General features: G+C 70.3%; 9 protein-coding genes and 1 tRNA gene. 4 read left to right on the top strand and 6 right to left on the bottom strand.

What is annotated here, in order from left to right; all coding sequences use genetic code 11:
* Positions 1 to 54: 54 nt before the first annotated feature.
* Entirely contained in the window at positions 55 to 1818 is a 1764-nt protein-coding gene (locus tag G6N45_RS07490) for a hypothetical protein (protein ID WP_163721275.1), read from the top strand.
* Between the two features lie 77 nt (positions 1819 to 1895).
* Here G6N45_RS07490 and G6N45_RS07485 read toward each other — a convergent pair.
* Together G6N45_RS07485 and G6N45_RS07480 are read right to left on the bottom strand one after the other, a co-directional pair.
* Positions 1896 to 1971 (bottom strand) — tRNA-Thr (locus tag G6N45_RS07485).
* Between the two features lie 46 nt (positions 1972 to 2017).
* On the bottom strand, positions 2018 to 3232 hold the full coding sequence (locus G6N45_RS07480; RefSeq protein WP_163721273.1) for a DNA polymerase III subunit delta': 1215 nt from the start codon (positions 3230 to 3232) through the stop codon (positions 2018 to 2020).
* An 82-nt stretch (positions 3233 to 3314) separates the two neighbouring features.
* On the opposite strand from G6N45_RS07480, the gene G6N45_RS07475 reads away from it, so the two are divergent.
* A complete protein-coding gene (locus tag G6N45_RS07475) occupies positions 3315 to 4925 on the top strand; it encodes an adenylate/guanylate cyclase domain-containing protein (RefSeq protein WP_163721272.1) in 1611 nt (536 codons plus the stop codon).
* 68 nt (positions 4926 to 4993) lie between these two features.
* Here G6N45_RS07475 and topA read toward each other — a convergent pair whose 3' ends face one another.
* From topA to G6N45_RS07460, 3 genes are all read right to left on the bottom strand, one after another.
* Complete coding sequence (topA, locus tag G6N45_RS07470; protein WP_163721269.1) at positions 4994 to 7801, bottom strand: type I DNA topoisomerase; 2808 nt, start codon at positions 7799 to 7801, stop codon at positions 4994 to 4996.
* A gap of 155 nt (positions 7802 to 7956) precedes the next feature.
* Complete coding sequence (locus G6N45_RS07465; protein WP_163721267.1) at positions 7957 to 8550, bottom strand: hypothetical protein; 594 nt, start codon at positions 8548 to 8550, stop codon at positions 7957 to 7959.
* Between the two features lie 139 nt (positions 8551 to 8689).
* The gene (locus G6N45_RS07460) at positions 8690 to 8893 is read right to left on the bottom strand and encodes a cold-shock protein (protein ID WP_006243848.1); all 204 of its coding nucleotides are present in this window, start codon (positions 8891 to 8893) and stop codon (positions 8690 to 8692) included.
* Between the two features lie 299 nt (positions 8894 to 9192).
* On the opposite strand from G6N45_RS07460, the gene G6N45_RS07455 reads away from it, so the two are divergent.
* Positions 9193 to 11523 (top strand): DNA 3'-5' helicase SftH, encoded by a 2331-nt coding sequence (locus G6N45_RS07455; protein ID WP_163721265.1) that lies wholly within the window; start codon positions 9193 to 9195, stop codon positions 11521 to 11523.
* A gap of 219 nt (positions 11524 to 11742) precedes the next feature.
* Positions 11743 to 12819 (top strand): PAS domain-containing protein, encoded by a 1077-nt coding sequence (locus tag G6N45_RS07450; protein ID WP_163721263.1) that lies wholly within the window; start codon positions 11743 to 11745, stop codon positions 12817 to 12819.
* A gap of 8 nt (positions 12820 to 12827) precedes the next feature.
* On the opposite strand, the gene G6N45_RS07445 is transcribed toward G6N45_RS07450, so the two are convergent.
* Complete coding sequence (locus G6N45_RS07445) at positions 12828 to 14051, bottom strand: serine/threonine-protein kinase (protein ID WP_170312431.1); 1224 nt, start codon at positions 14049 to 14051, stop codon at positions 12828 to 12830.
* Between the last annotated feature and the right edge of the window lie 43 nt (positions 14052 to 14094).

The raw sequence follows: 14094 nt of genomic DNA, 5'->3' as shown, positions 1-14094 counted from the left end.
GCCACCATACCGGCGGCGCGGCCGCGCCCGTCGCATCCGTAGAGTCGAGCCGACATGAAATGGGTCGCCCGCACCGCCGTCGCACTGGTCGTGCTGCAGTTGGTGATCCGGGGGGTTCTCGCCTTCGGTGGCTACTTCTACTGGGACGACCTGATCCTGGTCGGCCGGGCCGGCACCCAACCTCTGCTGTCGCCGGGCTACCTGTTCGACGACCACGACGGTCACGTGATGCCCGGCGCGTTCCTGGTCGCGGGGGCGATCACCCGGCTCGCGCCGCTGAACTGGATCGGGCCTGCGATCAGCCTGGTGGTGCTCGCGCTGCTCGCATCGCTGGCGCTGCTGCGGGCGATGCACGTGATGCTGGGCCGGCGCCCCGTGCTGCTGATCCCGTTGACGTTCGCGCTGTTCACCCCGCTGGCACTGCCCGGGTACGCGTGGTGGGCGGCCGGGCTGAACTCGTTGCCGATGCTGGCGGCGCTGGCCTGGGTGTGCGCGGATGCCCTGCTGCTGGTGCGCACCGGGGCGAGGCGCTACGCCGTGACCGGGACCGTGGTGTTCTTCGGTGCGCTGCTGTTCTTCGAGAAGTCGGCGATCGTGCCGTTCGTCGCGTTCGCGGTGGCCGCGCTGTACGGGCACGTGACCGGCGGCGCGACGGTGCGGCAGGTGTGGCAGCGCGGGCGGGCGCTGTGGGTGGCCTGCCTGGCGCTCATCGCCGGCTGGGTCGCCGTCTATGTGGCGGTGGTCGATCAGCAGCGCTGGAGCTTCGATCTGTCGATGACGGCGGATCTGCTGTGGCGCTCGATGACCCACGGAATCGTGCCGGGTCTGGTCGGCGGACCGTGGGACTGGCAGCGCTGGGCGCCCGCCTCGCCGTGGGCCACCCCGCCGGCGGCCGTCATGGTGCTGGGCTGGATCGCGCTGGCCGCGGTGGTGGCGGTGACGCTGCTGCGCAAGCAGCGCCTCGGCCCCGTCTGGCTGGCCGCGCTCGGATACGCGGTGGCCTGCCAGGTCCCGATCTACCTGATGCGCTCCTCGCGGTTCACCGCGCTGGAATTGGCGCAGACCCTGCGCTATCTGCCCGATCTCGTGGTGGTGCTGGCGCTGCTGGCCGCCGTCGGGTTGTGCGCGCCGAACCGGGACAGGGCGCGGTGGCTCGACGCATCACGTGCGCGTTCCCTCGGGATCGTATGTGTCACAGGTCTTTTCGTGGTCAGCAGCCTCTACTCGACCGCGACGTTCCTGGTCAGCTGGCGCGACAACCCCACCCGGGACTACCTGCGCACCGCACAGGCCGGTCTGGCCGCCGCGCACGCCGCCTCCGCGGCCCCGATGCTCGACCAGGAGGTCGACCCCCTGGTGCTGCAGCGGGTGGCGTGGCCGGAGAACCTGACCTCGCACATGTTCGCTCTGCTGCGCGAACGCCCCGAGTTCGCTCCGGCGACAACGGATCTGCGGATGCTCGATTCCTCCGGCCGGCTCGTCGGCGCGAAGGTGACCTGGGTGCGCAGTATCCGGCCCGGCCCCGATCCGCGGTGCGGCTATCTGGTGCAGCCGGACTTCCCGGTGCGGATGCCGCTGGACGGTCCGCTGCTACCCGCGGACTGGACCGTCGAGATCAACTACCTGGCCAATTCCGACGGGTCGATGATGCTGGCGCTGACCGAGGGCGACGAGGTCAAGGTGCCGGTGCGGCCGGGGCTGAACCGGGTGTTCGTCCGGCTGCCCGGCGCCGGGGACGCCATCACCGTGCGCGCCAACACCGCGGCGCTGTCCGTGTGCGTGGCGTCGGGCCCCGTCGGGTTCCTGGCGCCGCAATAGCCGGGCGTGCCGGGCGTGCGTCCAGGGCGGGAATCCACGACGATTCCCGCCCTGGACGCACACTCGGCGCTGAAACATGGAGCCGCCTGGGGGAATCGAACCCCCGACCTATTCATTACGAGTGAATCGCTCTACCGACTGAGCTAAGGCGGCACGTCGGGCGGCACCACTCTACGGCAGGGCCTGCCCGCGACCCAAGTCAGCCGCGCAACGCCTGCCCGACGGTGCCGACCATGGCGTCGACGGCGAACTTCGGCTTGACGTTGACCGCCAGCGCCTCACGGCACTCGAGCACAGCCTCGATGCACCGCAGCAGTGCGGCGGGCGATGCGTGCCCGGCCATCGCCGCGACCTTGTCCCGCATATCGGGGTGGTTGGGGGCGACGTCGGCCGCCCCGGAGGCGATCAGCAGCGCGTCGCGGAAGTAGGTGGCGAGGTCGATGAGCGCCCGATCCAGCGCATCGCGCGACGCGCGCGTCTGGCGGGACTTCTGCCGTCTCTCCAGGTCCTTGAGCGCCCCGGCGGCCCCGCGCATCGTGCCCGCGGTGCCCTTGCCGGTGCCGCCGGCGCCCAGCGCGGTGCGCAACTCCTCGGTCTCGACCTCGTTGCGGTCCTCGGTCAGCGCCCGGGCCTCGGCTTCCGCGGTGGCCACCAGCTCCTCGGCCGCGGCGTAGGCCCGCGACGGGGTCGCCGCGTCCCGGGCCAGTCCCAGCGCCCGCCGGCGCCGCTCCCTGGCCTGCTCGTCGGTGGCCAGCCGGCGCGCCCGGCCGACGTGCCCGCCGCTCACCGACGCCGCCCAGGCCGCCTCGGCCTCCGGCAGACCGTCGGTGTCGACCAGTACTCGCGCGATCGCGTCCACTCCGGGCGTCACCAGCGCGACGTGGCGGCAGCGCGAACGCAGCGTGATCGCGATGTCCTCGGGATCCACCGACGGCGCGCACAGCAGGAACACCGTCGACGGCGGCGGCTCCTCCACGACCTTCAGCAGCGCATTGGCGGCGCCCTCGGTGAGCCGGTCGGCGTCCTCGATGACGACTATCTGCCAGCGGCCCGTCCCGGGCCGGCGCGACGCGATCTGCACGATCGTGCGCATAGCGTCCACCCCGATCGAGAGCCCCTCGGGGATGATCCGGCGGACGTCGGCGTGGGTGCCCGCCATCGTCGTCGTGCAGGCCCGGCACTCCCCGCAGCCCGGCACGCCGTCGGAGGTGCACTGCAGCGCGGCCGCGAAGCACAGCGCGGCCACCGAGCGCCCCGACCCCGGCGGACCCGTGATCAGCCAGGCGTGCGTCATGGTGCCCACCTCACCGGGACCCCCGCTGTGAGCGGAATCACCGCGGGCTGCCCGCGCAGCAGCGGTGAGCTCCGCCTCGACGGCGTCTTGGCCCACAAGACGCGAGAAAACACCGGCCATCGCGGATAACAGTAGTGCTGCGAACCGACACGTCCGTCTCAGACGCCCCGTAGCCGTCAGCTCCGCCCGATACGGTGATCTGGTGGCAGCCGAAGCGATCCAGATGGGGCGAATCAGTGCATTCGTCCGCTGGGTCGCGCGCACGCCCTGGCCGGTGTTCACCCTCGGCATGCTGCAGGCCGACATCATCGGCGCCCTGCTCGTGCTCGGCTTCCTGCGCTTCGGGCTACCCCCCGAGGACCGCATTCAGCTGCAGGACCTGCCCACCTACAACCTGTCGATCTTCCTCGCCTACCTGTTCGTGTCGTTCACTGTGGCGTCGTACCTGACGCTGCGGATGCTGATCCCGGTGATGCGCTGGCAGCGCCGCGACATGCTGCTCGGCGACCGCGACCCCGCCGACACCGAGGTCGCGCGCATGCGGGCGCTGCGGATGCCGTTCTACCGCTCGGTGATCAGCGCGACGAACTGGCTGCTCGGATCCGTGGTGTTCATCGTCGCGAGCTGGCCGGTGGCCAGCAAGTCCGCGCCGGTGGTGGCCGTGGCGACGGGCCTTGGAGCCACCGCGACCGCGATCATCGGCTACCTGCAGTCCGAGCGGGTGCTGCGGCCGGTTGCGGTGGCCGCGCTGCGCGGCGGCGTGCCGGAGAAATTCCACGCCCCCGGCGTCATCCTGCGCCAGGTGCTGACGTGGGTGCTGTCCACCGGGGTGCCACTGGTGGCGATCCTGCTGGCGCTGGTGGCCAGCAAGTTCGACATCCTCAACGCGCCCGCCGACCGGGTGATCACGACGATCCTGCTGCTGGCCATCGTCGCGCTGGTGATCGGGCTGGCGGGCACCGTGCTGGTCGCGATGTCGATCGCCGACCCGCTGCGCCAGCTGCGCTGGGCGCTCGGTGAGGTGCAGCGGGGCAACTACAACGCCCACATGCAGATCTACGACGCCAGTGAGCTGGGCCTGCTGCAGGCCGGCTTCAACGACATGGTGCGCGACCTCGCTGAGCGGCAGCGCCTGCGCGACCTGTTCGGCCGCTACGTCGGCGAGGACGTCGCCCGCCGGGCGCTGGAGCGCGGCACCGAACTCGGCGGCCAGGAACGCGACGTGGCGGTGCTGTTCGTCGACCTGGTCGGGTCGACGCATCTGGCCGCCACCATCCCCGCCGCCGAGGTCGTCAACCTGCTCAACGACTTCTTCCGCGTGGTCGTCGACACCGTGAACCGGCACGGCGGGTTCGTCAACAAGTTCCAGGGTGACGCGGCGCTGGCGATCTTCGGCGCCCCGATCGAACACCCCGACGCGTCCGGGGCGGCGCTGGCCGCCTCCCGGGAACTGCACGACGAGCTGATCGAGGTGCTCGGCGAAACCGAGTTCGGCATCGGCGTGTCCGCCGGGCGGGCGATCGCCGGCCACATCGGCGCGCAGGCCCGCTTCGAATACACCGTGATCGGGGACCCGGTCAACGAGGCCGCCCGGCTCACCGAGCTGGCGAAGCTGGAGAAGGGCCATGTGCTGGCGTCGGCGATCGCGGTCAGCGAGGCGCTCGACGCCGAGGCGCTGTGCTGGGACGTCGGGGAGACCGTGAACCTGCGCGGCCGCACCGCGCCGACGCAGCTCGCCCGCCCGGTGCACCTGGTGACGCCCGACAGCGTCGAGCGCGAGGTCAGCAGCGACGTGTCGAAGTCGGCGCGCTAGACGAGCTCAGGCCTTCTCCGTCTTGCCTGACTCCTCAACGCGGCTCCTCCCTCGCCGCTTGATCGTCGTCAGGCCTTCTTGGCAGCTTTCTTGGCCGGTGCCTTCTTGGCCGCCGTCTTCTTGGCTGCCTTCTTCGCCGGAGCCTTCTTCTTCACCGGGCCACGAGCGCGGCGGTCGGCCAACAATTCCGAGGCCCGCGCGTCGGTGATCGACATGACGTCGTCGCCCTTGCGCAGGCTCGCGTTGGTCTCGCCGTCGGTGACGTAGGGGCCGAAGCGGCCGTCCTTGATCACCATCGGCTTCTCCGACACCGGGTCGGTGCCCAGCTCGCGCAGCGGTGGCGTCGCCGCGCCCTGCCTGCCACGCCGCTTCGGCTCGGAGTAGATCTTCAGCGCCTCGTCGAGCGTGATGTCGAACATCTGCTCCTCGGTGGCCAGCGAGCGAGAGTCGGTGCCGCGCTTGAGGTACGGGCCGTAGCGGCCGTTCTGCGCGGTGATCTCCTCACCGCTGGCCGGGTCCACCCCGACCACGCGGGGCAGCGACAGCAGCTTCAGCGCGTCCTCGAGCGTCACCGTCTCCAGATCCATGGAGCGCAGCAGCGAACCGGTGCGCGGCTTGGGTCCCGTCGGCTTCTTGCCCTTCTTCGCCGTCGATCCGGCCTCGCCATCGTCGGGAGGTTCGGGCAGGACCTCCGTGACGTACGGACCGTAGCGGCCGTCCTTGGCGACGATCTCGTGCCCGGTCTCCGGATCGACGCCCAGGGAACGGCCCTCTTGCGGTGTGGCGAAAAGCTTTTCGACGAGCTCGAGGGTCAGCTCGTCGGGCGTCAGGTCGTCGTTGAGGTTGGCGCGCTGCGGGGTCGGCTCACCGTCTTCCCCGACGATCATGCGTTCCAGGTACGGGCCGTTGCGGCCCACGCGGACGTTGACCGCCCGACCCTCGGCATCGTCGAACAGCTTGATGGAGTTGACCTCTCGGGCGTCGATCTCCTCGAGATTGCCGCCCACCAGCTTCTTCAACCCGCCGGCCCGCGCGATCGAGCCGTCCACCCCGTGCTCGCCGCCGAAGTAGAAGTTGTTGAGCCAGTTGGTCCTTCGCTCGTTGCCCGCCGCGATCTCGTCGAGCTCGTCTTCCATCGCCGCGGTGAAGTCGTAGTCCACCAGCCGCGCGAAGTGTTGCTCCAGCAGTCCGATGACCGCGAACGCGACCCACGACGGAACCAGCGCGCTGCCCTTCTTGTGGACGTAGCCGCGGTCCTGGATCGTCTTGATGATCGAGCTGTAGGTCGACGGCCGGCCGATGCCCAGGTCTTCGAGCGCCTTGATCAACGAGGCCTCGGTGTAGCGGGCGGGCGGACTGGTGGTGTGCCCGTCGGCGGTCAGGTCTTTGGCGTCGACGCGCTGACCCTGGGTCAGGTTCGGCAGCCGGCTCTCGGCGTCGTCGGCCTCGCCGCCGGCCTGCTCGTCGAGGCTCTCCACGTAGGCCTTGAGGAACCCGGCGAACGTGATCGTGCGGCCGCTGGCGTTGAACACCACCTGCTCGCCGCCCGTGGCCTGGCCCGCGATGCGCAGGCTCAGGGTGGTGCCGCGCGCGTCGGCCATCTGCGAGGCCACGGTGCGCTGCCAGATCAGCTCGTAGAGCCGGAACTCGTCGGTGTCCAGCGCGGCGTGCAGCTGGCCCGGCGTCTGGAAGACGTCGCCGGCGGGGCGGATGGCCTCGTGCGCCTCCTGGGCGTTCTTCACCTTGCGGGTGTACTGACGCGGCGACGGGTGCACGTACTCCTCGCCGTAGAGCTGACGCGCCTGGTTGCGGGCGGCATCGATCGCCGACTGCGACAGTGTCGTCGAGTCGGTGCGCATGTAGGTGATGTAGCCGTTCTCGTACAGCCGCTGCGCGATGCTCATCGTGCGTTCGGAGGAGAACCGCAGCTTGCGGCCCGCCTCCTGCTGCAGCGTCGAGGTCATGAACGGCGGGTACGGCCGGCGGGTGTACGGCTTCTGCTCGACCGAGGCCACCTGCAGCTGTGCCCCGCGCAGACCGGCGGCCAGGGCGTTCGCCGCCGCCTCGTCGAGGACACGGACCTCGTCGGGCTTCTTGAGTCCGCCCAGCGAGTCGAAGTCACGGCCGCTCGCGACCCGGCGGCCGTCGACGGTGTTCAGCTTGGCGGTGAAGGTCGGCGGACTGGCCTGCTCGTCGGAGACGCTGGCGTCCAGTTCCGCGGTGACGTCCCAGTACCCGGCGCTGCGGAACGCCATCCGCTCGCGTTCGCGCTGGACGATGATGCGCGTCGCGACGGACTGCACCCGGCCCGCCGACAGCTTCGGCGCGACCTTCTTCCACAGCACGGGGCTGACCTCGTAGCCGTAGAGACGGTCGAGGATGCGGCGCGTCTCCTGGGCGTCGACCAGGGCGTTGTCCAGATCGCGGGGGTCTTCGGCGGCCGCGCGGATCGCCGGCTCGGTGATCTCGTGGAACACCATCCGCTTGACGGGGATGCGGGGCTTGAGCGTCTCCAGCAGATGCCACGCGATGGCCTCGCCCTCGCGGTCACCGTCGGTGGCCAGATAGAGCTCGTCGACGTTCTTGAGCAGGTCCTTCAGCTCGGCAACGGTGCTCTTCTTCTCCGGGCTGATGATGTAGAGCGGCTCGAAGTTGTGCTCGACGTTGACCCCGAGACGGGCCCAGGGCTCGGATTTGTACTTCGCGGGCACGTCGGCCGCGTTGCGCGGCAGGTCGCGGATGTGTCCGCGGGACGACTCGACGATGTAGTTGGAACCGAGATAACCAGCGATTTTGCGCGCCTTGGTAGGCGACTCGACTATGACGAGTCGCCGGACTCTGCCGTTGCCACCGCGGTCGCGGTCTGCGTCAGCCACCTATCCCGTTCACTGTTCTCACTCGCACTACTTCTTTCTCTGTCGCCCTGCAGGCTCGCACGTTCATGCGCTCCCCCGCTCCGGCAACGATCAATTTGGCACCCCGGGCGTGCCGACGCAAACCGGCCCCCCGGGCCGCGATCACGCCCGAACCGTCAGATCCGCGGCCAGTGAGCCAACGCCTCAGGGTCCTCCGGAGGTTCCCCCACGTTCTCTACCAGGCGCGACAGTCGTCGTCGCCCGCTGATCCGCAGCGCGGGCCGCGCCCCCCTCGTCCCGATCAGCGTCGGCGCGATTCCCACCCTCATCATCGCCGACGCGAGCGCGGAATGCGTGTCAGGCGCGTGCGGGTCCAACCCGAGCAGGTAGCGATCGTCGGCTTCCGGGCTGCCCGCGGCCAGCGTCCAGGACCGCAGCTCCCGCGGGCCGGGCAGCCACTGCGCCGGCACGGTCTTGACCGCCCCCCGCGTCCACTCCGTGGCGATGGCGACCAGGCGGACGTCGAGCGCGGTGCGAATCAGCGGGGTGTTCTCGTCGGTGCGGGAGATCTCGGGCTCCAGACCGGCCTCGGCGATCATCTCCGCCAGCCCGTTGGCCCGCCACAACCGATCGACCACCACCGACAGGCGCGCGGCCTGCCCCTGGGCTCCGCCGACCAGCACGGCCTGTCCCGGCGCGGCCAGAATCCCCGTCAGATCGGCGATCGCCGGCGGCACCGACTCAGCCGAGAAGAAGGACAGCTGGCTCACACTGACGACAGTAGGCCAGCCCGAGCGCCCCGACGTGAACCCTGCGTTGCCGCTGCGCGTCGCCTCACGACGAAACGAAACACCCCCGCGTCGTCCTGGTGTGGATGGCGCGGGGGTGTTCGAAGAGGTCTTCGGTTGCTCAGACGGCGCGAACGCCGGTGGCCTGCGGCCCCTTGGGGCTCTGGCCGACCTCGAACTCGACCTTCTGATTCTCCTCCAGGGTGCGGAAGCCGGAACCCTGGATCTCCGTGTAGTGGACAAAAACGTCAGCGGAGCCGTCCTCGGGGGCGATGAAGCCGAAGCCCTTCTCCGCGTTGAACCACTTCACAGTTCCCTGTGGCATCTTTCGTAATTTCCTTCTCTTCTTACCGGGAGCGGTCCACCGACATCCGGCAGACCGGGCCCGTTCCGACCGCCATACCTTCGTGGAGTGCTCGGAACTCGACCCGACCTACAACCCTCGCAGGAACCGCGATCGCAACGTCGTTCCTGCGAGTGCGTATACACGAACACAGAAGCTGCGACCGCGGTAAGTCAACCACGTCTCGGGCTGCTGCGACAGTCCGACGAGCGCTTCAAAATCAACATGTAGGCGACAATTGACGTACGACGCGTTGTAGGGGATGTGTGGAGGAGTCCGAGGTGGCTGATCCGGGGCCGGGTTTCGGCCGCGAGCTGCTGGCCTGCGCGGTCGAGGGCACCCCGGCCGACGAGCACCCGCTGCGCCACATCGCCGACCTCCCGCCGCGCCGCGCGCGCAGCCTCGCCTGGCCGGCGTGGACGCCCCCAGATGTGGTGCGGGCCTTCCATGATCACGGAATCGAGGCCCCGTGGTCGCATCAGCTCGCCGCGGCCGAACTCGCGCGCGACGGTCGCCACGTCGTGCTGAGTACCGGCACCGCGTCGGGCAAGTCGCTGGCCTACCAACTCCCGATATTGACGGCGCTGACAGAGAATCCGCGGTCCCGCGCGCTGTACCTCTCCCCGACGAAGGCGCTCGGGCATGACCAGTTGCGCGCGGTGGCCTCGCTGACCGCGGCCGCCGGGCTCGACGACGTCGCACCGACGCCGTATGACGGCGACACCTCCGTCGACGTGCGCCGGTTCGCGCGCGAACGGTCGCGGTGGATCTTCTCCAACCCGGACATGATTCATCTGTCGATGCTGCGCAACCATGCCCGCTGGGCGATCTTCCTGCGTCACCTGCGCTACGTCGTCGTTGACGAATGTCACTACTACCGCGGCATTTTCGGCTCCAACGTGGCCATGGTGCTGCGCCGGTTGCTGCGGCTGTGTGCACGCTATTCACCCGGCGGGGCGATGCCGACCGTCATCTTCGCCAGCGCCACCACGGCGGATCCGGCGCGTACGGCGTCGGAGCTGATCGGCCAGACCGTCGCCGAGGTCACCGAGGACGGATCACCGCAGGGTGCACGCACCGTGGCGCTGTGGGAGCCTGCGCTGATCGCCGATCTCGTCGGTGAGAACGGGGCACCGGTGCGCCGATCGGCCGGCGCGGAGGCCTCCCGGGTGATGGCCGATCTGATCACCGAGGGGGCGCGCACGTTGACGTTCGTGCGGTCGCGGCGCGGCGCGGAGCTGGCCGCCCTGGGCGCCAGAGCGCGGTTGGTCGACACGGCCCCGGACTTGGCGGCACAGGTGGCGTCCTACCGGGCGGGTTATCTCGCCGAGGACCGCCGCTTCCTGGAGCGGGCGCTGGCCGACGGACGCCTGCGGGGTATGGCGACCACGAACGCGCTGGAACTCGGTGTCGACATCGCGGGCCTGGATGCCGTTGTGCTGGCCGGGTTTCCGGGCACGGTCGCGTCGTTCTGGCAGCAGGCCGGCCGTGCGGGGCGGCGCGGCCAGGGCGCCCTGGTGGTGCTGATCGCGCGCGACGATCCGCTCGACACCTACCTCGTGCACCACCCGGCGGCGCTGCTGGACAAGCCGATCGAACGGGTGGTCATCGATCCGGGCAACCCCTACGTCCTGGGCCCTCAACTGCTCTGCGCGGCAACCGAACTGCCGCTCACCGACGCGGAGGTTCGGATGTGGGACGCGGAGGCGGTGGCCGGCGCGCTCGTCGACGACGGACTGCTGCGCCGGCGTCCGAGTGGATACTTCCCCGCGCCCGGCGTCGACCCGCATCCCGCGGTGGACATCCGCGGGGCCAGCGGTGGGCAGATCGCGATCCTGGAGGCCGACACCGGTCGGATGCTGGGCAGCGCGGGGGCGGGGCAGGCGCCCGCCTCGGTGCATCCCGGCGCGGTGTATCTGCATCAGGGCGAGAGCTATGTGGTGGATTCGCTGGACTTCGAGGACGGCATCGCGTTCGTGCATGCCGAGGATCCCGGCTACACGACGTTCGCGCGGGAACTGACCGACATCGCCGTCACCGGAACCGGTGAGCGGTCCGACCACGGTTCGGTCAGCGTCGGCCTGGTGCCGGTGTCGGTGAGCAACACCGTCACCGGATACCTGCGTCGCCGTCTCGACGGGGAGATCATCGACTTCTGCGAACTCGACATGCCGACCCGCACGCTCGACACCATGGCGGTGATGTGCACGATCACGCCGGAAGCATTGGCGGACAGCGGGATCGATCCGCTGCGGATACCGGGGTCATTGCACGCGGCCGAACACGCGGCCATCGGGCTGCTGCCGCTGATCGCCAGTTGCGACCGTGGGGACATCGGCGGGGTGTCCACCGCGGTGGGGCCCGTCGACGGGCTGCCGACGATCTTCGTCTACGACGGCCATCCGGGCGGCGCCGGCTTCGCCGCGCGCGGTTTCGGCGCGATCGCGCGCTGGTGGGGAGCCACCGCCTCGGCGATCGAGGCGTGCGAATGCCCGGCGGGGTGCCCGTCGTGCGTGCAGTCGCCCAAGTGCGGTAACGGCAACGATCCGCTGGACAAGGACGGTGCGGTCCGGGTACTGCGCCTGGTTCTCGACGCGCTGGCGGGGTGTTGACCCGTGCCGGCGACCGACCCCTCGACAGTCGCCGTGGTTGCCGACAACGGAATCCGTACCCGCCTCGACGGATCGAAACCTACCCCCTCACGTGCGGGTGGGGCAAGACCACGGGGCCCCGATGCCGTGTTTGCCCCAGTTCTCGGGCGCGGCGCGGTACGCGATTCGCAGCGCTGAGCGCGCCGGTCCGGGCGGCTCGTCCTCGGTAGGATCGACGCCATGAGCCACGACTGGATGCTCGTGGAGACATTGGGCAGTGAGCCGACCGTGGTGGCGCAGGGTGCACGGACCGTGAACCTCATTCCCATTTCGTCGTTGCTGCGGCGCAACCCCCACCTGATGGCGATCCAGACCGCGATCAGTGAGACGGTGCGCGGCGGGTCCGGCTTGAGCAGCATCACCCCGAAGAACGACTGCGTGATCCGCACCGAGGTCGTCGCGATGTCCGACGGCCGCATCCACGGCGTGCAGATGTGGATCGGCGCGGCCGACGAGGAACCGCCTCCGCGTCCGCCGGTGGGCCCCCTCGTGTGGAATCTGACCGCGGGCACTGCCACCGACACCACCGAATCGCTGGAGATCGGTGGCTGGGATCCGGCCAAACAGCCCACCCACGACCGCGCCTTCGCCGACGACCTGCCGCGCCGCGACCTCAAGCCGCACGAGGCCGAGGTCATCAGCATGCTGATCGAACCCGAAGCGGGCGTGACGATCTGCAGCACCTGGGATGTCACCGACTACCGCGGCGAGCAGATCACCATCGGGTTCGTCGCGCGCTCGCTCGCCGAGACCGACGACGACGGCCGTGAGCGTCTGGTGTGCCGGGCGATGAACTGGCGCAGCGTGCGGGAGGGGCGCACGGTGCAGGACGATATGCTCGCGCAGCGCATCCTGGCGGGCCTCGCCCGGCCGGGCGTGCACCGGGCGCTCGTCGATCCGCAACACTGGATGCTGGTCAAGTGGCTCGACGATCCGGTGCCGTTCTTCGACTGGCGCGCCGGGATGTCCGGGGCGCAGGGGATCCACCCGGACGACATGGCCACCGCAACCGAGATGGCCGCGAGTTTCGGCACCGGCGCCGTGTCCGGAGTGCTCCGGGTGGTCGCCCGTGACGGCGGATGGACGCCGGTGCATGTGACGGTGCACCGCGTCGAACTCCGCGACGGCGTGCACGCGGGGCTGGCCGAGATGCGGCTACCGACGCCCGCCGAGATCGGCGAGGCGCGACTGGACGAACGCCAGGCCCCGGTGGTGGACGAAAAGCGAACGCGCACAAGGAGAAACGGCAAGCGCTGAGCCGGCCCTCAGTCCTTCTTCTTCTTTCCGCCGTTGCCCTTGCCGTTTCCGTTCCCGTTGCCGGGTCCCGGCGCGGGTTGGACAGGTGCCGGCGCGGGTTGCTGCACCACGGGAACCGGCGCCGGGAGCGGAGGCGGGGCGACGCTGGTGGCGGGCGGCGGCACGCTGGTGCTGGTGCTGACCGACGCAGGCGACGGCGAGGAGGCGAACGGATCCATCGCGAGGGCCATCGCCGCGACGACGAACGCGGTGAGGATGGCCGCAGCGGCGAGCAGGTAGCGGCGCGGACCCTTGCGCCGTGGTGAGCGCAGCGGCGGCGGCGGGTAACCGGCGGTGGGCGGCAGCGGCGTGGCCATCACCCTGGTCGCCGGGCGGACACCGGTCACGGCGGGCGCCGGGGCGGGTCCGCCCATCAGCGCGGCGGGGTCACCGGCGAGTGCGGCGCGCATCTGATCGGAGCTCGCGAAGCGCTGAGCCGGGTCGCGAGCCATCCCGCGTTCGATGACAGCGGCGAGTACGGGGTCGACGTCGGCGCGGCAGGCGCGCAAGGGCGGCGGCGGGGTGTCGATGATGGCGCGCGCGAGGGCGACCGGGTGGTCGTGCGGAAACGCGCGGTGCCCGAGCAGCGCTTCGTAGCCGATGACGGCCACGGCGTAGAGGTCGTCGGCCACCGACGCCGGGGCGCCCATCACCCGTTCCGGGCTCATGTAGCACATGGTGCCGATGATCTGGCCGGTCTTGGTATCGGCGGCACCGCCGGTCTTGGCGATGCCGAAGTCGGCGACCTTCATCCGGTCTCCGCTGGCCGACAGCAGGATGTTGCCCGGTTTGATGTCGCGGTGCAGCACCCCGGCGGCGTGGGCGGCACCGAGGCCGGCGAGGACGTCGTCGAGCACGGCGCGCACCTGCTGCGGAGGCATCGGGCCTGCCCCCATCACGTCGTGCAGCGTGCGGCCGGGCAGCCGCTCCATCACGATGAACGGTGATCCCTCGTGCTCACCGAAGTCGTGCACCGCGACGACGTTCGGGTGCTCCAGGGCGGCGGCCGCGCGTGCCTCCACCTCGAACCGCCGACGCAGGTCGGGGTCGCTGTTGAAGGCAGGATGCAGCACCTTGATGGCCACCGGACGGCACAGCCGGGTGTCCCACCCGTCGCGGACCTCGGCCATGCCGCCGCGACCGAGAAGGCCACGCTGTTCGTAGCGGCCCACGAGGAGTTCGTGGCCGATCATGAGGTGTGCGTAACCCGCCTTACGACGCCGTAAACACATCGAC

The organism is Mycolicibacterium psychrotolerans (assembly GCF_010729305.1).
Lineage (GTDB): Bacteria > Actinomycetota > Actinomycetes > Mycobacteriales > Mycobacteriaceae > Mycobacterium > Mycobacterium psychrotolerans.
This window is presented reverse-complemented; position numbering and strand designations above follow the sequence as displayed.